The 21,685-nt window shown below is 65.9% G+C and carries 19 protein-coding genes; 15 read left to right on the top strand and 4 right to left on the bottom strand.

The window, feature by feature from the left end; translation table 11 throughout:
- The first annotated feature begins 57 nt into the window (after positions 1-57).
- Positions 58-951, top strand: a complete 894-nt coding sequence (locus tag ATE62_RS02780; protein ID WP_058807675.1) for a LysR family transcriptional regulator — start codon at positions 58-60, stop codon at positions 949-951.
- On the opposite strand, the gene ATE62_RS02775 is transcribed toward ATE62_RS02780, so the two are convergent.
- Positions 948-2,357: a helix-turn-helix domain-containing protein gene (locus tag ATE62_RS02775; RefSeq protein WP_058807629.1), complete on the bottom strand. Its 1,410-nt coding sequence runs from the start codon at positions 2,355-2,357 to the stop codon at positions 948-950. The two genes, ATE62_RS02780 and ATE62_RS02775, sit on opposite strands and share 4 nt — an antisense overlap.
- A 107-nt stretch (positions 2,358-2,464) precedes the next feature.
- On the opposite strand from ATE62_RS02775, the gene ATE62_RS02770 reads away from it, so the two are divergent.
- The 11 genes from ATE62_RS02770 (at position 2,465) to ATE62_RS02720 (ending at position 12,321) form a co-directional block, all read left to right on the top strand.
- Positions 2,465-3,997 carry an acyl-CoA carboxylase subunit beta gene (locus tag ATE62_RS02770; RefSeq protein ID WP_058807628.1) on the top strand — a complete coding sequence of 511 codons (1,533 nt, stop codon included), beginning with the start codon at positions 2,465-2,467 and terminating at the stop codon, positions 3,995-3,997.
- A gap of 30 nt (positions 3,998-4,027) precedes the next feature.
- A complete protein-coding gene (locus ATE62_RS02765) occupies positions 4,028-4,288 on the top strand; it encodes a hypothetical protein (protein ID WP_058818417.1) in 261 nt (86 codons plus the stop codon).
- Positions 4,285-4,725 carry a methylmalonyl-CoA epimerase gene (mce, locus tag ATE62_RS02760; protein WP_058807626.1) on the top strand — a complete coding sequence of 147 codons (441 nt, stop codon included), beginning with the start codon at positions 4,285-4,287 and terminating at the stop codon, positions 4,723-4,725. Before ATE62_RS02765 ends, mce begins: the two co-directional genes overlap by 4 nt.
- On the top strand, positions 4,725-5,339 hold the full coding sequence (locus tag ATE62_RS02755) for a glutathione S-transferase family protein (protein WP_058807625.1): 615 nt from the start codon (positions 4,725-4,727) through the stop codon (positions 5,337-5,339). Before mce ends, ATE62_RS02755 begins: the two co-directional genes overlap by 1 nt.
- Before the next feature lie 11 nt (positions 5,340-5,350).
- Positions 5,351-7,498 (top strand): methylmalonyl-CoA mutase, encoded by a 2,148-nt coding sequence (scpA, locus tag ATE62_RS02750; RefSeq protein ID WP_058807624.1) that lies wholly within the window; start codon positions 5,351-5,353, stop codon positions 7,496-7,498.
- A gap of 113 nt (positions 7,499-7,611) precedes the next feature.
- The gene (locus tag ATE62_RS02745) at positions 7,612-8,115 is read left to right on the top strand and encodes a hypothetical protein (protein ID WP_156420496.1); all 504 of its coding nucleotides are present in this window, start codon (positions 7,612-7,614) and stop codon (positions 8,113-8,115) included.
- Between the two features lie 85 nt (positions 8,116-8,200).
- Positions 8,201-9,205: a biotin synthase BioB gene (gene bioB, locus ATE62_RS02740; RefSeq protein ID WP_058807622.1), complete on the top strand. Its 1,005-nt coding sequence runs from the start codon at positions 8,201-8,203 to the stop codon at positions 9,203-9,205.
- Complete coding sequence (locus tag ATE62_RS02735; protein WP_058807621.1) at positions 9,205-9,447, top strand: hypothetical protein; 243 nt, start codon at positions 9,205-9,207, stop codon at positions 9,445-9,447. The genes bioB and ATE62_RS02735 overlap by 1 nt, the downstream gene beginning before the upstream one ends.
- A complete protein-coding gene (locus ATE62_RS02730) occupies positions 9,444-9,836 on the top strand; it encodes a lysozyme inhibitor LprI family protein (RefSeq protein WP_058807620.1) in 393 nt (130 codons plus the stop codon). Before ATE62_RS02735 ends, ATE62_RS02730 begins: the two co-directional genes overlap by 4 nt.
- Positions 9,836-11,842: an acetyl-CoA carboxylase biotin carboxylase subunit gene (locus tag ATE62_RS02725; RefSeq protein WP_058807619.1), complete on the top strand. Its 2,007-nt coding sequence runs from the start codon at positions 9,836-9,838 to the stop codon at positions 11,840-11,842. Before ATE62_RS02730 ends, ATE62_RS02725 begins: the two co-directional genes overlap by 1 nt.
- Positions 11,843-11,949: 107 nt before the next feature.
- Complete coding sequence (locus ATE62_RS02720; RefSeq protein ID WP_058807618.1) at positions 11,950-12,321, top strand: tRNA-binding protein; 372 nt, start codon at positions 11,950-11,952, stop codon at positions 12,319-12,321.
- Here ATE62_RS02720 and ATE62_RS02715 read toward each other — a convergent pair.
- On the bottom strand, positions 12,318-13,691 hold the full coding sequence (locus ATE62_RS02715) for a peptide MFS transporter (protein WP_058807617.1): 1,374 nt from the start codon (positions 13,689-13,691) through the stop codon (positions 12,318-12,320). The two genes, ATE62_RS02720 and ATE62_RS02715, sit on opposite strands and share 4 nt — an antisense overlap.
- Before the next feature lie 117 nt (positions 13,692-13,808).
- Between ATE62_RS02715 and ATE62_RS02710 the strand changes: the two genes are divergently transcribed.
- A complete protein-coding gene (locus ATE62_RS02710; protein ID WP_058807616.1) occupies positions 13,809-14,216 on the top strand; it encodes an MAPEG family protein in 408 nt (135 codons plus the stop codon).
- Positions 14,217-14,429: 213 nt separating this feature from the next.
- Here the strand turns inward: ATE62_RS02710 and ATE62_RS02705 are convergent, their stop codons facing one another.
- Positions 14,430-15,197: a cyclase family protein gene (locus tag ATE62_RS02705; RefSeq protein ID WP_058807615.1), complete on the bottom strand. Its 768-nt coding sequence runs from the start codon at positions 15,195-15,197 to the stop codon at positions 14,430-14,432.
- Positions 15,198-15,301: 104 nt separating this feature from the next.
- On the opposite strand from ATE62_RS02705, the gene ATE62_RS02700 reads away from it, so the two are divergent.
- Together ATE62_RS02700 and alr are read left to right on the top strand one after the other, a co-directional pair.
- Positions 15,302-16,939: an MFS transporter gene (locus tag ATE62_RS02700; protein ID WP_058807614.1), complete on the top strand. Its 1,638-nt coding sequence runs from the start codon at positions 15,302-15,304 to the stop codon at positions 16,937-16,939.
- Between the two features lie 43 nt (positions 16,940-16,982).
- The gene (alr, locus tag ATE62_RS02695; RefSeq protein WP_058807613.1) at positions 16,983-18,029 is read left to right on the top strand and encodes an alanine racemase; all 1,047 of its coding nucleotides are present in this window, start codon (positions 16,983-16,985) and stop codon (positions 18,027-18,029) included.
- Positions 18,030-18,192: 163 nt separating this feature from the next.
- On the opposite strand, the gene ATE62_RS02690 is transcribed toward alr, so the two are convergent.
- Positions 18,193-21,351, bottom strand: a complete 3,159-nt coding sequence (locus tag ATE62_RS02690) for a TonB-dependent receptor domain-containing protein (protein WP_058807612.1) — start codon at positions 21,349-21,351, stop codon at positions 18,193-18,195.
- Positions 21,352-21,685 lie beyond the last annotated feature (334 nt).

Genomic DNA, 21,685 nt, shown 5'->3' with positions numbered 1-21,685 from the left:
ATTGTTGATTAGAATGTCATTCATCACTTCAGTGGTGATTCAAAATCAGGAATGGCGATGGACAATCGGTTCGGCGATATCGAGACCTTCCTCGCGGTGGCGAGCGGCGGCAGCTTCGCGGCGGCAGCCAAGGCGCTGCGCCTAACCCCCTCGGCGGTCAGCCGCAGCGTGGCGCGGCTCGAGCAGAGGCTCGGTACGATCCTGTTCCGCCGCACGACGCGCTCGCTCGCGCTGACCATCGAGGGGACCGCCTATCGCGACCGGATGAGCGTGCTGCTCGCCGAGATCGAGACGGTCGAAGAAGGCCTCGGGCGCGAGAAACAGGGGCCCCGCGGGCTGCTGCGCGTCAACGCCTCGCCGTCGATCGGCGTGCCCTTGCTGCCGATCCTGCCGAAGTTCACCGCGCGCTATCCGGAGATCACTCTCGACCTCGCGCTGTCCGATACGGTCGTTGATCTGGTCGAGGAGCGCGCCGATATCGCGATCCGCATCGGCCCGCTGCGCGACACCAGCCTGCGCGCCAAGAAGCTCGGGCACAGCCGCATGGTGCTCGTCGCCAGCCCCGCCTATCTCGCGCGGCGCGGGACGCCGCGGACGCCCGACGACCTCGACACCCACGACTGCCTGCGCTTCAGCTTCCGCCGCTCGATCGACAGCTGGCCCTTCCTGATCGGCGGCCGCGTCGCGCACCGGCCGGTGCCCGGCAGCTTCTTCGGCAATTCGGGCGACCTCGTGCGCCAGATGGCGGTCGCGGGCGGCGGGATTTCGCGCCATGGGCAGTTCCACGTCGCCGCCGACCTTGCGGCGGGCCGGCTCGTCGAACTGCTCGCCGATTACCACCCCGGCGACGGCGAGGATATCCACGCGCTCTATGCGGCCGAGGATCGTGCGGCTGCGCGTATCCGGGCGTTTCTCGATTTCCTCGACGAAGAACTGGTGATCGCCGGCTAGCCGATCCGGTAGGGCACCACGTCGCGGCGGTCCGGATCGACCAGGATCGGCCGGTCGCTCGGCGGGAAGGCGCGCTGGTCGCAATCGTCGCGCGGGCAGATGCGGCACGACGATCCGATGCGCGTCGCCGCCTGCGGCGCACCGACATCGACCCCGTCGGCATAGACGAAATCGGCGGCATATTGCGCCTCGCACCCCAGCGCGACGGCATAGCGGCGGGGCGAGCGGGCGTAGCTGCCCGAGGGTTTCACCAACCCCTTCGCCATCGACACATAACGCAGGCCATCGGGGGTCTCGGCGAGCTGGAACAGGATGCGGTCGGGGATCGCCGCCGCTTCGTGGACGATCCACAAGGGGCAGGCGCCGCCGAAGCGCGCGAATTGCAGCCGCGTCGCCGAGTGCCGCTTGGTGATGTTGCCCGCCATGTCGACGCGGCAGAAGAACATCGGGATGCCGCGCGCGCCGGGGCGCTGGAGCGTCGAGAGCCGATGGCACGCCTGTTCGAAGCTCACGCCATAGTTCAGGCGCAGCCGGTCGATGTCGTGGCGCACCGCGCGCGCGCTGGCGCGGAACGGGGCATAGGGCATCAGCACCGCGCCCGCGGCGTAATTGGCGAGCCCGACGTGGAGCAATTGCCGCGCCGCCGCGGTGCGCAGCGGCGACGCCTCGACCACCGCGGCGATCTCGTTCGCCAGCGCGAGCGCGGCGAGCTGGTGCGCGAGCTGGAAGCGGCGGCTTTCGGCGGGCTGCGACGGGTCGATCACCAGATGGCGCATCGTCGCGTCATAGTCGCGCAGCGCCTGCGTCTGGTTGTAGACGATCGAAATGCCGAGCGCGTCGCGCAGCCGCCGCTCGATCGTCTCGATCGCGGGCGACGGATCCTTGCCGCGCAGCTGGCCCGCGAGCGTCTCGGCGGCGCGGTCGATGCTGTCGACATAATTGCCCGCGTCGTGGAACCAGTCGCGCACCTCCTCCCACGGCAGGCGGCTGCCCTCGGCGGTGCCGCCGGTCAGCGCCTCGTCGATGATCTGCAGCCGCTGGCCCGCGCGGCGATAGGCGGCGTGGAGCGCGACGAACTGGTCGGCGAGCTGCGGCTGCTGGAGCGCCGCGCGTTCGAGCTGTTCGGGGGGCAGAGGGGCGGCCGCGAAGAGCGGATCGGCGGCCGCCTCGCGCAGCGCGCCGGCGCGGCGGTCGCCGGTTTCGGCGGCGACTTCCTCCCATTCGAGCGGGAAGAGCTTTTGCAGCCGGTCAAGGAGGGCGGGGGTCAGCGGACGGTCGTCGTGTTCGATCTGGCTGAGGTACGATGCCGAGATGCCGAGCTGCGCGGCAAAGTCGGCCTGGCGGATCGCGCGGCTTTCACGAACTTTGCGAAGTTGCCGCCCAGCGTAGAGTCGGGTTGGCTGCATGGTGCAATGCTACTTTGCAAACCATGACTTTGCAACTTTGCAAATTCGCATTTGCATCCGGACGCGCCGCGGCGCAGACGGCAGTCTCCAGAAAACCGGAGAGCCGCATGTCCGCCAATATCGCCGAAATGGAAGCCCGCCGCGCCGCCGCCCGCCTGGGCGGTGGGGAAAAGCGCATCGAGGCGCAGCACAGCAAGGGCAAGCTGACCGCGCGCGAGCGGCTCGACGTGTTGCTCGACGAGGGGTCGTTCGAGGAACTCGACGCCTATGTCGAGCATGACTGCGTCGATTTCGGCATGCAGGACCAGAAGATTCCGGGCGACGGCGTCGTCACCGGATCGGGCACGATCAACGGCCGCCTCGTCTATGTCTTCAGCCAGGATTTCACCGTCTTCGGCGGCGCGCTGTCGAAGCGCCACGCGGAGAAGATCTGCAAGATCATGGACAAGGCGATGCAGGTCGGCGCCCCCGTCATCGGCCTGAACGACAGCGGCGGCGCGCGCATCCAGGAGGGTGTGGCGTCCTTGGGCGGCTATGCTGAGGTGTTCCAGCGCAACGTGCTCGCCTCGGGCGTCGTGCCGCAGATCAGCCTGATCATGGGCCCCTGCGCGGGCGGCGCGGTCTACTCGCCCGCGATGACCGACTTCATCTTCATGGTGAAGGACAGCTCGTACATGTTCGTGACCGGCCCCGATGTGGTCAAGACGGTCACCAACGAGGTGGTGACGCAGGAGCAACTCGGCGGCGCGATCACGCACACGACCAAGAGTTCGGTCGCCGACCTGGCGTTCGAGAATGACATCGAGACTTTGCTCGCGGCACGCGATTTCTTCGATTATCTGCCCGAAAACAACCGCAGCGGGGTGCCGGTGCGCCCGACGAGCGATCCATACGACCGCGCCGAGGACAGCCTCGATACGCTGATCCCGCCCAATGCTAATCAGCCCTACGACATGCACGAGCTGATCCGGAAGACCGTCGACGAGGGCGATTTCTTCGAGGTGCAGCCGGCGCATGCGGGCAATATCATCTGCGGCTTCGGGCGCATCGAAGGGCGCTCGATCGGTATCGTCGCGAACCAGCCGCTGGTGCTCGCGGGGGTGCTCGACATCAATTCGTCGAAGAAGGCCGCGCGTTTCGTGCGCTTCTGCGATGCGTTCGAAATCCCGATCGTCACCTTCGTCGACGTCCCCGGCTTCCTGCCCGGCACCGCGCAGGAATATAACGGCATCATCAAGCATGGCGCGAAACTGCTCTTCGCTTATGCCGAGGCGACGGTGCCCAAGATCACGGTGATCACGCGCAAGGCCTATGGCGGCGCCTATGACGTGATGGCGTCGAAGCATCTGCGCGGCGATCTGAACTATGCCTGGCCGACCGCCGAGATCGCGGTGATGGGTGCGAAGGGCGCGGTCGAGATCATCTTCCGCAAGGACATCGGCGATCCCGAAAAGATCGCCGAGCGCACCAAGGAATATGAGGACCGCTTCGCCAATCCGTTCGTGGCGGCGTCGCGCGGCTACATCGATGAGGTGATCTACCCGCACTCGACCCGCAAGCGGATCGCGGTGGGCTTGCGGAAGCTGCGGAACAAGAGCCTGGAGAACCCCTGGAAGAAGCACGATAATATTCCGTTGTGAGTGAGGGTTCGGGCTGCTGAGGCGAAGGCGATGGAATTTCTCTGGGCCGCGATTTCTATGTGCTGGACGCTCGGCGCCTGGGTCGTCGCGCGCAGCGCGTGGATGATGGCGCGCCATTGGGGGCAGGCGGGGGTGATCGATCGCGGCATGGGCCGCGGGCTGACGCGCGAGGCCAATCCGGTGGGTTTCGCGTTCGCGGTGCACGGTACGCAGTTCGTTGCGGTGCTGGCGCTGGTTTTTGTCGCGATCGGGATCGCGATCACCTTTGGATGGATATCGAGGGCCTTATGAAACTGGGACGTTTGAACCACATCGGCGTCGCGACGCCGTCGATCGCCGACAGCATCGTCTTCTACCGCGACGTGATGGGCGCGACGAAGATCCACGACCCCTTCGACCTGCCCGAGCAGGGCGTCAAAGTGTGCTTCGTCGATACGCCCGGCGCCGACGGCGCGCTGAACGGCACACAGATCGAGCTGATCGAGCCACTGCCGGGCAATGAATCGATCGCGGGTTTCCTGCAGAAGAACCCCGCAGGAGGCCAGCATCACATGTGCTACGAAGTGCCCGACATCCACGCCGCCAAGGCGGAGTTCGAAGCGCTGGGCAAGCGCGTGCTCGGCGAGCCTCGCATCGGGGCGCATGGGACGTTGATCTTCTTCCTGCACCCCAAGGATATGGGCGGGGTGCTGACCGAGATCATGGAGACGCCGAAGGGCGATCATTGATGATCTTCTACGACAGCCCCAATCCCGCGCCCAATCCGCGCCGCGTCCGCATCTTCGCGGCGGAGAAGGGCATCGACCTGCCGAGCGAGACGATCTCGATCGTCGCTGGCGAGCATAAGGCGCCCGCCTTTCTCGCGATCAATCCGCGCGGCCAGACGCCGGCGCTGAAGCTCGACGACGGATCGGTGCTGACCGAGAGCGTCGCGATCTGCCGCTATCTCGAGGCGCTGCATCCGGATGCGCCGCTGTTCGGGATGACCCCGGCCGAGATCGGCGCGATCGAAATGTGGATTCGCCGCATCGAACTGGTGCTGATGGAGCCGATCGGCAAGGTGTGGGTGCACACCCATCCCTTTACCGCGCGCCTGCCGATCCAGCGCTTTCCCGATTATGGCGAGACCAATCGCCCGCGCGCGCTCGACGCCTTTGCAATGTGCGATGCCGCGCTCGGCCAGTCGCCCTGGCTTGCGGGCGAGGCGTATAGCATGGCCGATATCCTGCTTCTCACCACTGTCGATTTTGCCGCCTTCATCGGCATCCCGCTCCCCGAAGACCTAATCCATCTGCGCGCCTGGCACGACCGCATGTCGGCCCGGCCCAGCGCGCAGGCCTGAAAGCAAAGACCATGACCGACAAACCCACCCTCGACCAATGGGCGACCGCCGCCGACAAGGAAGTGAAGGGCAAAGACCTCACCTGGGCGACGCCCGAGGGGATCGACGTCAAGCCGCTCTATACGGCCGACGACGTGCGCGAGGACCCCGGCCTGCCCGGCTTTGCGCCCTTCACGCGCGGGGTGCGGGCGTCGATGTATGCGGGGCGGCCGTGGACGATCCGGCAATATGCGGGTTTCTCGACCGCCGAGGAATCGAACGCCTTCTATCGCCGCAACCTTGCCGCGGGGCAGAAGGGGCTGTCGGTCGCTTTCGACCTCGCGACGCACCGCGGCTATGATAGCGACCATGTGCGCGTCGTCGGCGACGTCGGCAAGGCGGGGGTCGCGATCGACAGCGTCGAGGATATGAAGATATTGTTCGACGGCATCCCGCTCGACCAGATGTCGGTCAGCATGACGATGAACGGTGCGGTGATCCCCATCCTCGCCTTTTTCATCGTCGCGGGCGAGGAGCAGGGGGTCGAGCGCAAATTGCTCGACGGGACCATCCAGAACGACATCCTGAAGGAGTTCATGGTCCGCAACACCTATATCTACCCGCCCGAGCCGAGCATGCGGATCATCTCGGACATCTTCGGCTACACCAGCCGCGAGATGCCCAAGTTCAACAGCATCTCGATCTCCGGCTATCATATGCAGGAAGCCGGCGCGACGCAGGTGCAGGAGCTGGCCTTCACGATCGCCGATGGCGCCGAATATGTGCGCTACGGCGTCGCCAGCGGGCTCGACATCGACAAGTTCGCGGGGCGCCTGAGCTTCTTCTTCGCGATCGGCATGAACTTCTTCATGGAGATCGCCAAGCTGCGCGCCGCGCGCGTCCTGTGGCACCGCGTGATGACCAATCTCGGCGCGAAGGACGAGCGGTCGAAGATGCTGCGCACCCACTGCCAGACGTCGGGTGTCTCGCTCACCGAGCAGGACCCGTACAACAACGTCATGCGCACGACGATCGAGGCAATGGCGGCGATGCTCGGCGGCACGCAGAGCCTCCACACCAACGCGCTCGACGAGGCGATCGCGCTGCCGACCGATTTCTCGGCGCGCATCGCGCGCAACACCCAGATCGTCATCCAGGAAGAAACCGGGATGACCAAGGTCGTCGACCCGCTCGGCGGCTCATACTATGTCGAGGCGCTGACGCAGGAACTGGTCGACAAGGCGTGGGAGATCATCGCCCGCGTTGAGAAGGAAGGCGGCATGGCGAAGGCCGTCGCCGCCGGCTGGCCCAAGGCGATGATCGAAACCGCCGCCGCCGCGCGGCAGGCACGCGTCGACCGCGGCGACGATGTGATCGTCGGTGTGAACAAATATCGCCTCGCCAACGAGGATTTGCTCGAAACGCTCGAGGTCGATAACACGAAGGTCCGAGAGGCGCAGATCGCGCGGATCAACAAGACCAAGGCGGGCCGCGACGAGGCCGCGTGCCAGGCGGCGCTGAAGGCGCTGCGTGATGCCGCGGCGGGCGAACAGTCGATCGAGAACAACCTCCTCGCCCATGCGGTGGAAGCGGCACGTGCGCGCGCGACGCTCGGCGAAATCTCGTCGGCGATGGAGGAAAGCTTCGACCGCTATGGCACCCAGCCGACCCCGGTGAAGGGCGTCTATGCCGCGCCCTATGAGGGCGATGCACGCTGGCAGCAGGTGCTCGACGGCGTCGCGGCGGTCGAGCGCCGCATGGGGCGCAAGCCGAAATTGCTCGTCGCCAAGATGGGGCAGGACGGCCATGATCGCGGCGCGAACGTCATCGCCTCGGCCTTCGGCGACATGGGCTTCGACGTCGTGTCGGGCCCGCTGTTCCAGACCCCCGAGGAGACGGTGGTGCTCGCGCTCGAAGCGCAAGTCGACGTCGTCGGCGCGTCGAGCCTGGCGGCGGGGCACAAGACGCTGATTCCCGAGCTGATCGGCAAGCTCAAGGAAGCGGGCCGCACCGACATCAAGGTCATCGCCGGCGGCGTCATCCCGCCGCAGGATTACGACTATCTGCGCGACGCCGGGGTGCAGGGCATCTATGGCCCCGGCTCCAATGTCGTCGAGTGCGCGGCCGATGTGCTGCGCCTGCTCGGCCACAATATGCCGCCGCTGGAGGATGCCGCGTGAGCCCCGCGATCAACGGCGTTGCGGGCGGGGCGATTCCGCCGCAAGATATGACCCTCGGCGCGATGCCGGCGCGCCACCTGGTTTCCGGCAGACGGTGATGGAGGAGGCTTGATATGAAAAGGCAATTTCTCGTCGCAATGGCCGTGGCAGCCGTGCCGCTCGCGGCCGCCGGCCCCGCGAATGCGGCGCTCGATCAGCCGGGCGGGCTGGGCGTGACCGGCCTCGAAGCGGCGGTCGCCGAATTCGACGACCTGTGCCTGTCGATTTTCCCGAACCCCAAGCGCTTCGACTATAATGTGTCGAAAAGCAGCTTCGGTTATGAAAAGGCCGACGACGATCGCTGGCGCTCGGCGCGCACCGTCATCACCCGCACCGACCCCGGCCAGTGCGATTTCGACGCCGCGCTGAGCGCGGAAGAAAGCGGCCGCGAGACCGTCGCCGACGCCGTCGAAAAGGGGCTGCGCAAGGAATTGGGCCTGCGCCCCGTGCGCGTCGTCTATGAAGGCGGCATGCGCTGGGAATGGTCGATGGACGGCAAGAAGCACAGCGTCTCCTATTATTTCGGGCCGACCGTTCCGGCCCGCCAACTCGCGCTGACCTATCGCGTCGGCGCCTGACGAAAGAAAAACCGCCGGACGAAGGCGCCGCTTCGGCGGCCCTTCTGTCGGCACGCCTGTCTCTCCCTCCGCTGAAAGAATATCGATGACCCGTACCGACTGGACCCGCGAGGAAATCGCCGAGCTGTTCGACCTGCCGTTCGACGAGCTGATGTGGGAGGCACAGGGCGTCCATCGCCGCCATCATGCCCGCGGCGAGGTGCAGCTGTGCACGCTGCTCAGCATCAAGACCGGCGGCTGCGTCGAGGATTGCGGCTATTGCTCGCAGTCGAAGCACGCCGACAGCGGATTGAAGGCCACCAAGCTGATGGACGTGCGCGCGGTGTTGCAGGCGGCGGCGCAGGCGAAGGATGCGGGATCGCAGCGTTTCTGCATGGGCGCCGCGTGGCGCAATCCGAAGGACCGCGACATGCCCGCGATCGTCGAGATGATCGAGGGCGTGCGCCAGATGGGCATGGAAACCTGCATGACGCTCGGCATGCTGAGCAAGGACCAGGCGCAGACGCTCGCGGTCGCGGGGCTCGACTATTACAACCATAATATCGATACGAGCCCCGAGAATTACGAGAATATCATCTCCACGCGGACCTTCCAGGACCGGCTCGATACGCTCGAGGAAGTGCGCAGCGCCGGCATCAACGTCTGTTCGGGCGGCATCGTCGGCATGGGCGAGACGCGCGCCGACCGCGTCGGTTTCATCCATGCGCTCGCGACCTTGCCGCGCCATCCCGAAAGCGTGCCGGTCAACGCGCTGGTGCCGGTGAAGGGCACGGTGCTCGGCGACATGCTCGCCGACACGCCGCTGGCGCAGATCGACGAGATCGAGTTCGTCCGCACCGTCGCGGTCGCGCGCATCGCCATGCCGCTATCGATGGTCCGCCTGTCGGCGGGGCGCGAGAGCATGTCGGAGGCGACGCAGGCCCTCTGCTTCATGGCGGGCGCGAACAGCATCTTCACCGGCGACAAATTGCTCACCACGGGCAACCGCGGCGACAGCGCCGACGCGGCGCTGTTCGCGAAGCTGGGCATCGTGCCGATGGTGAGCGAGGAGCCGATGCGCCAGGATATGCTGACGGAAGCGGCGGAATAGTGGCCCGCAAGCCGCTCCTTGCCCTGTTGACGTCGCTGCTGCTGCTGCCCGCGTCCTGCGCGTGCGGCTATTCGGCGAACCGGATGCAGGGGGTGCGGCTGGGCACCGAGGCCGGCGGAAGCTCGCCCTTGTGGATCGAGAACCTGCTGTGGCTGGGCGCGCTGACGCTGATCATCCTGTGGGCGCGGCAGATCGCCAAAATCTATCGCGCCGAGGCGGGACCGAAGGAGACGGGCGAATGATGCTGATGTCGTTGATGCTGCTGGCCGCCGCGGCGCAGGAGCCCGAGGTCGATTGCGACAACCCGCAGTACCAGGTCGAGATGAACTTCTGCGCCGGCAAGGATTATGACGCCGCCGATGCCGAACTCAACGCGCAATACAAGCTCACCGTCGCGGCGCTTAGGGCGCGCGACAAGGATATCGACCGCAGCTACGACACCCAGCCGACGCATTATGAGACATTGCTCGCGGCGCAGCGCGCGTGGATCACGTTTCGCGACCAGCAGTGCCTCTCCGAAAGCTTCGCCGCGCGCGGCGGGAGCATGGCGCCGATGCTGCACAGCGGCTGCATGGCGCGGCTGGCCAAGGAACGCACCGAACAACTCAAGGCACTTGTCGAGGAATATTGATGTTCAAGAAAATCCTGATCGCCAATCGCGGCGAAATCGCCTGCCGCGTCATCAAGACCGCGCGCCGCATGGGCATCGCCACCGTCGCCGTCTATTCGGACGCCGACGCGCGCGCGCCCTTCGTGCAGATGGCGGACGAGGCGGTGCATATCGGCGCCTCGCCAGCCGCCGAATCCTATCTGATCGCCGACAAGATCATCGCGGCGTGCAAGGCGACGGGCGCCGAGGCGGTGCATCCGGGCTATGGCTTCCTGTCGGAACGCACCAGCTTCGCCGAGGCGCTCGCCAAGGAAAATATCGCCTTCATCGGCCCGCCGGTGGGCGCGATCGCGGCGATGGGCGACAAGATCGAGTCGAAGAAGCTCGCGATGGAGGCGGGCGTCAACGTCGTCCCCGGCTTCGTCGGCGAGATCGACGACACCGAGCATGCGGTGCGCATTTCGGACGAGATCGGCTATCCGGTGATGATGAAGGCCTCGGCCGGCGGCGGCGGCAAGGGCATGCGGCTGGCCTATAGCGAGCAGGACGTCCGCGAAGGCTTCGAGAGCGTCAAGCGCGAGGGGCTCAACAGCTTCGGCGACGACCGCGTGTTCATCGAAAAGTTCATCCTCAATCCGCGCCATATCGAGATCCAGATCCTCGGCGACCAGCACGGCAATATCCTCTACCTCAACGAGCGCGAGTGCAGCATCCAGCGCCGCCACCAGAAGGTGGTCGAGGAAGCGCCGTCGCCCTTCGTCACGCCCAAGATGCGCAAGGCGATGGGCGAGCAGTGCGTCGCGCTGGCGAAGGCGGTCGGCTATTACAGCGCGGGGACGGTCGAGCTGATCGTGTCGGGCGCCGACCCGACGGGCGAGAGCTTCTACTTCCTCGAAATGAACACGCGGCTCCAGGTCGAGCATCCGGTGACCGAGGCGATCACCGGCATCGACTTGGTCGAGCAGATGATCCGCGTCGCTTACTGCGAAAAGCTCGAGCTCAAACAGGAAGACGTCAAGCTGGACGGCTGGGCGATCGAGAACCGCGTCTATGCCGAGGATCCCTATCGCGGTTTCCTGCCCTCGACCGGGCGGCTGGTGCGCTATCGCACCCCGGTGCCGGCGTGGGAGGGCGACGAGCGCGGCGACGGTGGCGTGCGCGTCGATGCCGGGGTCGAGGAAGGCGGCGAAGTGTCGATCTTCTACGACCCGATGATCGCCAAGCTGATCACCTGGGGCGCGACGCGCGACGAGGCGGCCGACCTGCAGGTCGCGGCGCTCGACCGCTTCGAGCTCGAGGGGCTCGGCCACAATATCGACTTCCTGTCGGCAATCATGCAGCACCCGCGCTTCCGCTCGGGCGAGCTCACCACCGGCTTCATCGCCGAGGAATATCCCGAGGGCTTCCACGGCGCCGAGACCGACGCCGACGTGATGCGCGCGCTCGCGGCGATCGCGGGCTTCATGGCCTCGGCCGAGGCCGACCGCGCACGGCGCACCGACGGCCAGCTCGGCGACCGGCTCGACCCGCCCGCCAAATGGCAGGTGACGATCGACGGCACGCCGCACAAGGTCAAGGTCGGCGGCAAGCACATCAAGGTCGAGGGCGACAAGGTCGACATCGCGCTCGAATATACGCCGGGCGACCGGCTGGTCGTGGCCGAGATCGACGACAGCGAGCTGGCGGTGAAGGTCGCGAAAACGCGCACCGGCTGGAAGATGACGACGCGCGGGCGCATCCACGACGTGCGCGTGCTGCCCTGGCACGTCGCGCCGCTGGCGTCGCACATGATCGAGAAGGTGCCGCCCGACCTGTCGAAATTCCTCATCTGCCCGATGCCGGGGCTGCTCGTCGCGCTGCACGTCGGCGAGGGCGACAAGGTCGAGGCCGGCCAGCCGCTCGCGACGGTCGAGGCGATGAAGATGGAGAATATCCTTCGCGCCGAGAAGACGGGCGTGGTGAAGACCGTCAACGCGGCGCAGGGCGACAGCCTGGCGGTCGATGCGGTGATTTTGGAGATGGAGTAATCCGCACCCGTTCGTGCTGAGCTTGTCGAAGCACCGTCCTTCCTTCTACGGCAGTCGAAGAGAAGAACGGCCCTTCGACAGGCTCAGGGCGAACGGAGTGTGTTGGAATGCACGTCAATCACGACACCGGCGCGGGCGCGGCACCCGAAATCGCCTTCGACGATTTCCTGAAGGTCGACATCCGCATCGGCACGATCGTCGAGGCCGAACCCTTCCCCGAAGCGCGCAAGCCGGCCTTCAAGCTCCGGATCGACTTCGGCCCCGCGATCGGGGTGAAGAAGAGCAGCGCGCAGATCGTCGACCGCTACGCGATCGAGGATCTGCCGGGGCGCCAGATCGCCGCGGTGGTGAACTTCCCGCCGCGCCAGATCGGCAAGTTCATGTCCGAGGTGCTGACCCTGGGCTTCGCCGACGAGGCGGGCGCGGTGATCCTCTTCGCGCCCGACCATGCGGTGCCCAATGGGTCGCGCTTGTTCTAGGCGGCCGCGACCAGCCGCTTGCCCAGCAGCAGCTTGAACAGGACGAAGGCGATCAGCCCGACGACGGCGGTCGCGACGTGGAAGAGCCAGAAGCTGGTCGTCGGCATCGACGAATACCAGCCGCCGACCTCACCGACGATCTTGTTCGCGCCGAAGAAGGCGAGATAATAGATGCCGACCACCGTCGCGTTGAGCGCGCGCGGCGCGACCTTGGTGAACAGCGCTAGGCTGACCGGCAGGATGTGCGCAAAGCCGATGCTGTTGAATAGGTGGAACATCAGCGGCCAGAACAGCCCGATCTTGCCGTCGCCCTGCGTTGCCGCGGCCATGACGAGGCAGAGGCCGCCGGCGATGGTGAAGAAGCTGCCGATGATCATCTTGCCGAGCTCATCGGGCTCCTTGAAGCGCTTGCCGTACCAGACATAGAAGGCCGCGACCGCGACGAGCATGCCGAAACTCGCCGCGGCGTCGATCGTGATCATATAGCTGGTCGGCAGGGTCGTGCCGAAGAAGGTCAGCTGGAAATGCTGATCGGCCCAGACCAGATAGGCGTTGAAGATCTCCTGGTTGGTGAGCAGCGCGACCGCGAGCACGGGGACGAGGATGAGCAAGGCGACGATGCGCGTCCAGTCGTCGCGCGTCAGCGGCTCCTTGGGCGCCGCGGCCTTTTCGGCGCGCTCCGCGCGACTTTCGGCGGGCAGCCAGGGCTTGGCATAGAGGTAGAGGATCAGCCCCGCGACCATCACCACGCCCGCGGTGCCGAAGCCCCAGTGCCAGCCGACCTTCTCGCCCAGCGTTCCCGAAATCAGCGGCGCGACGATCACGCTGACGTTGATCGCGATGTAGAAGATCTGGAACGCCATCGCGCGGCGCAGGTCGTTGGGGCCGTAAAGCTCGCCGACCTGGCTCGCGATATTGCCCTTGAACAGCCCGACCCCGACGATCAGCGCGAGCAGTGCGAAGAGGAAGGCGCCCTCGAACGCCATCAGGAAATGCCCGACCGCCATGAAGATGCCGCCGAGGATCAGGGTCGTGCGCCGCCCGAGCCAGCGGTCGGCGATCAAGCCGCCGGCGATCGGGGTGAGGTAGACGAGCGAGGTATAGTCGCCGAAAATCTTCGACGCGAGCGGCTGGCCGTCGATCCCGCCATACCAGTCGCGCAGCGCCGCGAGCCCGACCACCCCCGCGGCATTTTCGGGCAGCAGCAGATATTTGACCATGTAGAGCACGAGCAGCGTCTGCATCGAATAATAGGAAAAGCGCTCGCATCCCTCGACGAAGGCGAGATAGCCGAGCCCCTTGGGATGCCCCAGAAAGGCGCGGTCGTTGCGCTCGGCTTCGAAATCGGGCGTCGCTTCGGCGATGGTCATTCGATGTCGCTCCCCGGACATTTTCTTTTACCGCGACGATAATCGCCCGGGTGCAACTTGCCAGTGGCAATCGACGAACGACGGGTTAGGCTGCGCGGAGATTGGGGGAGCAAGGATATGACTTTACCGGTTACCGCGTTTGTCGGCGCCGTCTGTGCGCTGCTGTTGCTGTTCACCGCGATGCTGACGGTGCGTCAACGCCTGCGGTTGAGCGCCGCCTTCGGCGATCATGGCGATGCCAAGCTGATCGCCGCGAGCCGCAGCCACGGGAACCTCGCCGAACATGCGCCGATCGTCGTGATCCTGCTCGGCCTGCTCGAAAGCGCGCGTGCGAACCATATGGCGCTGATGGCGCTCGGCGCGCTGTTCCTGATCGGCCGCATCGCGCATATCGCGGGGCTGCACGCCCCGGTCGAACCGGGCAAACCGCCGGTGACGCGCCAGATCGGCGTCGCGGCGACATGGATCACCTTGCTGGCGCTGGCGGGGTGGACGCTGTGGATGCTGGCGACGGTGAATTTGTAGCGGCGCGGCGCGGTAGGAGCGGACCTTTCTAATCCTCCCTGCGGCGAAGCCGTGGGGAGGGGGACCACCCGCAGGGTGGTGGAGGGGCCGAGGCCTCAAGCTTTGGTCTAAGGCCGTCACCCCTCCACCATGCTTCGCATGATCCCCCTCCCCATCGCTTCGCGACAGGGAGGATTAGGATGTCCCCTTCCGCCCGATACCCGCCGCTCGCCTTCAATCCTCCACCAAAGCCACCGCCCGGATCCACCCCGCGCTCGCGCGTTCGATCTTCACCGGGAAGCAGCTCAGCGTCCATCCCGTCGGGGGTAGCGCTTCCAGATTGGTCAGCTTTTCGATCTGGTAATAGGGCCGGATGCGCCCCGCCTTATGGCCTTCCCAGATGATCTTCGGGTCGCGCGTCTCGGCCCAGCGCTTCGCGGTGTGGCTGAACGGCGCGTCCCAGCTCCACGCGTCGGTGCCGACGACCTGCACGCCGCGCTCGGTCAGGTAGAGCGTCGCTTCCTCGCCCATGCCGCAGCCCTGGTCGGTGAAATTGTCGGTGCCATAGAGTGCGCCCGACTGGACGAGCACGATGTCATAGGGCTGCAATTCATGCCCGATCCGCGCGAGTTCGGCTTCGACCTCCGCGGCGCTCACGACATGCCCCGCGGGCCGATCCGAGAAATCGAGCTTCACCCCCGGCCGGAAGAAGAGGTCGAGCGGCGCCTCGTCGATGCTCGGCGCGGCGGTCGCGCCGCTATCGGTGGTCGAATGGAAATGCCAGGGCGCGTCCATATGCGTGCCGTTGTGCGTGCTCAATGTCAGGCTCTCGACCGCCCAGCCTTCGCCGTCGGGCAGGTCGTCCTGCGTGAGGCCGGGAAAGAACATCGCGATCTGCTGCCACGTATTTTCGTGGGTCATGTAGGTGATCTGCGGGCGCATCACCGGCGGGTCGGAGACGACGTCGTTGGTGATCGGGATCGAGAGGTCGATGAACTGCATGGACCCCAGTCTGCCACCGGAATGGCGCTACGCCAAGAAGGCTTGCGCGGCGATATGCGGCGGCTAGAGATGCTCAAAAGCCCGAATGGGGCAGGGGAGAGTTTATGACCGATAAAGCCGCGGCCGCCGACCATGGCGCCGCCTATCAGCCGACCGCGAAGGACATTCGTATGGTCATCGCCGCCTCGTCGGCGGGGACGATCTTCGAATGGTATGATTTCTTCATCTACGGCACGCTCGCGGCGATCATCGGCAAGGCCTTTTTCCCCAGCGACAATGCGACGCTCGAAATCCTGCTCGTCTGGGCAGGATTTGCCGTCGGCTTCGGTTTCCGCCCGCTCGGCGCGGTGCTCTTCGGTTTCCTCGGCGACCGGCTGGGACGCAAATATACTTTCCTAGTCACCGTGACCTTGATGGGGATCGCGACCGCCGGAGTGGGCATGATCCCCTCGGCGGCGACGATCGGCATCGTCGCGCCGATCATCGTGATCCTGCTCCGCGTGCTCCAAGGGCTCGCGCTCGGGGGCGAATATGGCGGCGCCGCGGTCTATGTCGCCGAACATTCGCCCCCCGAAAAGCGCGGTTTCTATACCAGCTTCATCCAGGCGAGCGTCGTCGGCGGTTTCGTGCTCAGCCTCATCGTCGTGCTCGGCTGCAAGGCGCTGATGTCCGACGCGGTATGGGAAAGCTGGGGCTGGCGCGTGCCCTTCCTCCTCTCGCTGATCCTGCTCGCCATTTCGCTGTGGATGCGCCTCAAGCTCTCCGAAAGCCCGGTGTTCCAGGCGATGAAGGCCGAGGGCGAGCTCGCCAAGAATCCGCTCAAGGAAAGCTTCACCTATCCCGGCAATCCGAAGCGCATCTTCGTTGCGCTCTTCGGAATCGCCGCGGGCCTCACCGTGATCTGGTACACCGCGATGTTCTCGGGCCTGTCCTTCCTCAAAGGCCCGATGAAGGTCGAGGATACCGCCGCCGAGATCATCGTCGGCTTCTCGGCCGCGCTCGGCATGGGCTTTTTCCTGTGGGCCGGACATATCTCCGACAAGATCGGGCGCAAGAAGCCGATCGTCTGGGGCTATGCCGTAACCTTGGTGCTGCTCTTCCCGCTCTTCTGGCTGATGGGGAGTGTCGGCAACCCCGCGCTCACCGCGGCGGCCGAAAAGGCGCCGGTCGTCGTCACGGGCTCGCAGTGCGACTATGATCCCTTCGCGCAGGTGCAGGAAACCGCGTGCGGCAAGACGCTCGGCGAGCTTACCAAGCTCGGTGTGCCCTACAGCATCGTCGGCAGCGGCAGCGGCTTCGACAGCGTCAAGGTGACGATCGGCGGGCGCGAGGTCGCGGGCGAGGATCCCGCGGTGCTCAAACCGGCGCTCGAGGCGATGGGCTATGATTTCGAAAAGCAGATCCCGGGTCCGCTCGGCATCGCGGTGATCGTCGCCGCGCTGCTCGGTTTGAGCGCGCTGTCGGGCTTCACCTACGGTCCTGTCGCGGCGCTGCTCTCTGAGATGTTCCCCCCGCACGTGCGCTATTCGTCGCTGTCGATCCCCTATCACCTCGGCACCGGCTATTTCGGCGGCTTCCTGCCGCTGATCGCGAGCTTCATCATCGCCAAGACCGGCGATGCCTATGCCGGTCTCTGGTACACCTGGGTGGTGGTGCTCGTCGCCTTCCTCGTTAGTGCCTTCATGCTCAAGGATCCGGTGCCGGGGCAGTGGAAGAAGGACGCCGCGGCGCCGTCGGCCTGAGCGCCCCATTGGCGCTACCGTTTTTCGCGGCTAGGGGCGGGGGATGATCGACATCGCCGCTCCGCTCCGCCTCCGCCTCGACAGCCGGGCGCTCGTCGCCAACTGGCGCTGGCTCGCGAAGGCGAGCAGCGGTGCGGCGACCGGCGCGGCGCTCAAGGCCGACGGTTACAGCCTCGGCGCGCGCGCGGTGATGCGGCATCTGGCGGGAGCGGGCTGCCGCGACTTCTTCGTCGCGACCTGGGCCGAGGCCGCGGCGCTGATGCCGCTCCCCGCCGGCGTGTCGCTGTCGGTGCTCCACGGCGTCGGCGCCAGCGACATGGTCGCGGCGCGCATGCTGCCCGCGCGGCCGGTGCTCAACAGCATCGAACAGGCCGCGCGCTGGCGCGAAGCCGGGGAAGGGCGGCCGTGCGACGTGATGGTCGACACCGGCATGAACCGGCTGGGGCTGACCGTCGCGGAGGCGCTGGGCGGCGCGCTCGACGGGCTCGCGATCGAGACCCTGCTCAGCCATCTCGCCTCCGCGGACGAGGACAGTCCGCAAAATGCGCAGCAGCTGGCGGCTTTCCGGGCGCTGCGCGGAGCGATTCCGGCGCGGCGCTTCAGCCTCGCCAACAGCGCGGGCATCTGCCTCGGTGCCGACTATGCCTTCGACCTCACGCGCCCCGGGCTCGCGCTTTATGGCGGCGTGCCGCGCGGCGAGGCGGCGGGACAACTGCGCCAGGTCGTCTTCCCCGAAGCGCGCGTGCTGCAGGTCCGCACGGTCGAGGCGGGCGATAGCGTCGGTTATGGCGCGACATGGACGGCGCAGGACCGCTCATGGATCGCGGTTGCCAATATCGGCTATGCCGACGGTTACCTCCGTTGCCAGTCGGGCGGGGTCGGTTTCGCGAGCTGGCGGGGGCGTCACCTGCCCGTCGCCGGGCGCGTTTCGATGGACCTGACTGCCTTCGACGCGGGCGACCTTGCGATAGGCGAAGGCGACTGGCTGACGCTCGGCTACGACCTGCCCGAGGTCGCGGCGCGCTCGGGCCTGTCGCAATATGAACTGCTCACCGGCCTGGGCGCACGCTTCGAGCGCGTCTGGGACTGACGGGCAGCTGCTTTACGGGCGAAACAAGACGTCGCCCCCGCCTTTGCGGGGGCGACGGTTAAGGAACGTCTGCTCACCACCCCAAAACCGTCCAGTTCCTCCAAAGAAAAAGGCCGCCTTCCCAAGGGAAGGCGGCCCGTTTCCGTGGCCCATGCCGACTGGCTTACCAGTTGGCGCGGATGCCGGCGTAGAAGTAACGACCGAAGGTGTCGTACGGATCGCCCGCCGCGGTGCCGAGCAGGCCGAACGGCGGCTGCTTGTCGAACGCGTTGTCGATGCCGACGTAGAAGTTGAACTTCTTGTCGACTTCGACGTTGGCGCGGAAGCCGTGGTAGAAGGCATCCGGGTAGTAGACGCGCGGGTTGGCGTCCGCGTTCTGGGGGGGCAAGCGCACGACCGTGCCCGGGGTGCAGGTGCCGCCGCCAGGGTTGTTGCCGCTTGCGGGGCACGCGCCGAGGTAGCTGTTCTGCGTTTCGTAGGCCGCGATCGTCTGCTTGCCGATGTAACGCACGTTCCAGCTGATATCGAACGCACCGAAGTCGTAGTTGATGCTCGCATTGGCCGACCAGCGCGGGTCGCCAAGCTCGCTCATCTGACGGTTCGGAATCGTCGGGGCCAGCGGGTTGGTGTAGTTGTCGAGGCGCAGCAGGTGCGTCGCGATGGCGCGGAAGTTGACGCGATGACCATTGTCGAACGTCCGGCGATACTGGACGTCGACGTCGATGCCCTCGGTCTTCTGCGCCGCGAAGTTCACGCCGCCGACCTGTGCCGCACCCTTGATGGTATCACCGAAGGGCTGGAACAGACCGGTCACCGGGTCGCGCGGGAACAGACCCGTGGGATCGTCGGGGGTCACCGAGCAGAAGGGGTTCGACGCAAAGGGCGACGCATCGTCGAAGCAAAGCGACAGCATGTTCGCGAGCGTCGGCGCCGCGATCAGGCTTTCGACCTTGATGTTGTAATAGTCGACGGTGAAGTTGAAGCCCGGCAGGAAGCTCGGTTCGAAAACCGCGCCCAGCGTGAGGCTCTTGCCCTTTTCGACTTGCAGCGCCGAGTTGCCGCCCGATGCGAAGGTCGTCGACGAGGTGCGCGCAAGGCAGTTGACCCAGGGGTCGCCGAGCTCGCGCTGGGCTGCCGGAACGCTCGAGCCGACGCAGGCATCGACCATCGCCTGGTTGAACACCGTCGGAACGCCGGCCGCGGCGCAGTTCGCGGCGCGGTTCGGGTTGCCGGTGATGTTCACGCTGTCGCAGGGATCGCCGACCTGGGCGAAGTTCTGCGAGAAGGGCGAGAACAGGTCGCTCTGGGTCGGCGCACGCACCGAGCGCGCATAGGCGGCGCGGAAGCGGACGTCGGGGATCGGCGCATAGAGGGCCTGGAAGTTATAGGCCCAGACGGTGCCGGCCGACGTGTTGTAGTCGGAGACACGCGCCGCCGCACCCAGCGTCAGTTCCTCGGCGAAGGGCATGTTGGCGAGCAGCGGGATGCTGATTTCGCCGAAGGCTTCCTTCACGTTGAGCTTCGGCGGCGCGAAGGTCGCGATGGCGTTCAGGAAGGTCGCGCCCGACTGGGTCAGGTCGTCGAAATCGCTGTACGCCTTTTCTTCGCGATATTCGGCACCGAGAGCGAAGCCGATCGGACCGCCGGGCAGTTCGAACAGCTGCGACAGGTCACCCGAAACGCTCGCCAGCGCGACGAACTGCTCGGCCCGTTCCTCGCGGGTCGCCGTCCGGTTGACGAAATCGAGCGCAGCCTGGGTGGGCGCGCCGACGCCGAAGACGTTGATCGGAACGCAATCCGGACGGTCGTTGGTCGTGATCGCATCGGCGTTGACGCGGCAGACGATCTGGCCGGCGCCATTGCGCACGGCGTCGATCGCCAGGTTGAAGCCGTCGAAGTCGTTGCCGTCCTGCGTGTAGAGCAGCAGGTTGTTCAGCGACTTCATCTTGGTTTCGAGACGGCCGTAGTTGAACGACAGTTCGTAATTCCAGTCGTCGTTGAACGTACCCTCGACACCACCGACGATGCGATAGGTCTCGCGCTTGTGGAGCTCGCCACGGCCACCGAAGTCGGTGTTGAAGCGCGACAGCGCGAAGGTGCCGGTTGCGGGGTTGGCGCAAAGGCCGAAGCCCTGAAGCGTCTGGAGCGCCTGGGTCGTCAGGAACGGGTTGTTACAGCGCATCGCCGGGCCGCCGAACTGGACGTTCGGACCGCCGCTGAAGAAGGACGGCTGACCTTCCTGGACCGCATCGACGCGCACATATTTGGCTTCGACGAACGGGCGGAAAGCGTCGCTGATGTCATAGTGCGACAGCAGGTTCACGGCGTAGCGCTTCAGGCCGGCCGCAAGCTGGCCGGTGTTGCGCAGCGTCGAGCCCTGGCCGCCCTGGATATTGGCCGAACCACCGGCTTCGAAGTTGCCGGCCGGAACGTCGACGAACAGGTCGCCGTTGGGACCGAAGCGCAGATACTGGCCGACGCCGACGCGGCCGATGGTGCCGCCGTCCGAGATCGAGCCGTTCTTCACGCCGCAGACGAACTGGGTGTCGGGAATGCCGTCGCTCGCGCTCGGGCCGGTTTCGCCGCCGGCTGCGCCCTGCGGGTCGACCGTCTGGAACTGACAGCGGCCCGAATAGGCGCCGGTCAGCTTGTCGCGGTCGCTGAAGTACAGCGGGTTGGCTTCGGCATATTCGCCCGAGATCGCGATGTTGCCGCGGCCGTCGGCGAAATTCTTGCCCCAGGTGCCGCTGATGAACATGTTGCCGCGATCGCCGCGCGACGAAACGCCGCCCTGCGCGCGCAGGTTGATGCCGTCGAAGTTGCGCTTGGTGATGAAGTTCACGACGCCGGCGACGGCGTCCGAGCCGTAGATCGCCGAGTTGCCGCCCGTGACGATGTCGACGCGCTCGAGCAGGTCGACCGGGATGGTGTTGACGTCGACCAGATAGTCGCCCGGCAGCGCGGTGATGTGGCGCTTGCCGTTGACCAGCACCAGCGTGCGGGCGATGCCCAGGCCGCGAAGGTCGAGGATGTTGAGGCCGGCGGTGCCGATGAAGCGGGTCGAGTTGCCCTGGCTGAAGGTCGAGCGCAGCGACGGCAGGTCGTTGAGCGCGTCGCCCAGCGAGACGTCGCCGGTGTCGGTCAGCTCGCCGACGTCGACCGAAGTCAGCGGAACCGACGATTCGAGCGTCGGGCGCGCGATGCGCGAGCCGGTGACGACGATGGCACGATCGGTATTCTCGTCCGAATCGCAGACGCCGTTTTCATTGGCGTCGACGCAATCCGCGGCGTCCTGTGCAAGAACAGGCTGGCTTACGGACATAGCTACTGCAAAGGCAGCAGCACCCATAAGCAGGTGCGACTTATTCATGTGGTAACTCCCCGGTTGTCCGTTCAAAAATAGAGATGAACGGATTGCGCCCTAAAAAGACCGAAAACGAAAGTGGCACAAGCCCCCTGTGGCAATTTTCTGACGGCTTCGCGCCATCGGCATGACATTGTGTCATTTTCGCAACAGTTCCTGGGCGGGCGTCGGAATAGCGCAAAATAACAAGGTTGTTGGCAGGCGAAACGAAGGCTGCTCAGGATGGCGAATGGGGCCGCAATTATGTCAAGGAGGCCGTTTCAGGTGAAACTAAATTACGTCGCTCGACTTG

Source organism: Sphingopyxis sp. HIX (assembly GCF_001468285.1).
Classification (GTDB): Bacteria; Pseudomonadota; Alphaproteobacteria; order Sphingomonadales; family Sphingomonadaceae; genus Sphingopyxis.
This window is presented reverse-complemented; position numbering and strand designations above follow the sequence as displayed.

Coding starts and splice junctions, on each gene's coding strand:
- ATE62_RS02780 (WP_058807675.1), top strand. CDS start 58: ATGGACAATCGGTTCGGCGATATCGAGACCTTCCTCGCGGTGGCGAGC.
- ATE62_RS02775 (WP_058807629.1), bottom strand. CDS start 2,357: ATGCAGCCAACCCGACTCTACGCTGGGCGGCAACTTCGCAAAGTTCGT.
- ATE62_RS02770 (WP_058807628.1), top strand. CDS start 2,465: ATGTCCGCCAATATCGCCGAAATGGAAGCCCGCCGCGCCGCCGCCCGC.
- ATE62_RS02765 (WP_058818417.1), top strand. CDS start 4,028: ATGGAATTTCTCTGGGCCGCGATTTCTATGTGCTGGACGCTCGGCGCC.
- mce (WP_058807626.1), top strand. CDS start 4,285: ATGAAACTGGGACGTTTGAACCACATCGGCGTCGCGACGCCGTCGATC.
- ATE62_RS02755 (WP_058807625.1), top strand. CDS start 4,725: ATGATCTTCTACGACAGCCCCAATCCCGCGCCCAATCCGCGCCGCGTC.
- scpA (WP_058807624.1), top strand. CDS start 5,351: ATGACCGACAAACCCACCCTCGACCAATGGGCGACCGCCGCCGACAAG.
- ATE62_RS02745 (WP_156420496.1), top strand. CDS start 7,612: ATGAAAAGGCAATTTCTCGTCGCAATGGCCGTGGCAGCCGTGCCGCTC.
- bioB (WP_058807622.1), top strand. CDS start 8,201: ATGACCCGTACCGACTGGACCCGCGAGGAAATCGCCGAGCTGTTCGAC.
- ATE62_RS02730 (WP_058807620.1), top strand. CDS start 9,444: ATGATGCTGATGTCGTTGATGCTGCTGGCCGCCGCGGCGCAGGAGCCC.
- ATE62_RS02725 (WP_058807619.1), top strand. CDS start 9,836: ATGTTCAAGAAAATCCTGATCGCCAATCGCGGCGAAATCGCCTGCCGC.
- ATE62_RS02720 (WP_058807618.1), top strand. CDS start 11,950: ATGCACGTCAATCACGACACCGGCGCGGGCGCGGCACCCGAAATCGCC.
- ATE62_RS02715 (WP_058807617.1), bottom strand. CDS start 13,691: ATGACCATCGCCGAAGCGACGCCCGATTTCGAAGCCGAGCGCAACGAC.
- ATE62_RS02710 (WP_058807616.1), top strand. CDS start 13,809: ATGACTTTACCGGTTACCGCGTTTGTCGGCGCCGTCTGTGCGCTGCTG.
- ATE62_RS02705 (WP_058807615.1), bottom strand. CDS start 15,197: ATGCAGTTCATCGACCTCTCGATCCCGATCACCAACGACGTCGTCTCC.
- ATE62_RS02700 (WP_058807614.1), top strand. CDS start 15,302: ATGACCGATAAAGCCGCGGCCGCCGACCATGGCGCCGCCTATCAGCCG.
- alr (WP_058807613.1), top strand. CDS start 16,983: ATGATCGACATCGCCGCTCCGCTCCGCCTCCGCCTCGACAGCCGGGCG.
- ATE62_RS02690 (WP_058807612.1), bottom strand. CDS start 21,351: ATGTCCGTAAGCCAGCCTGTTCTTGCACAGGACGCCGCGGATTGCGTC.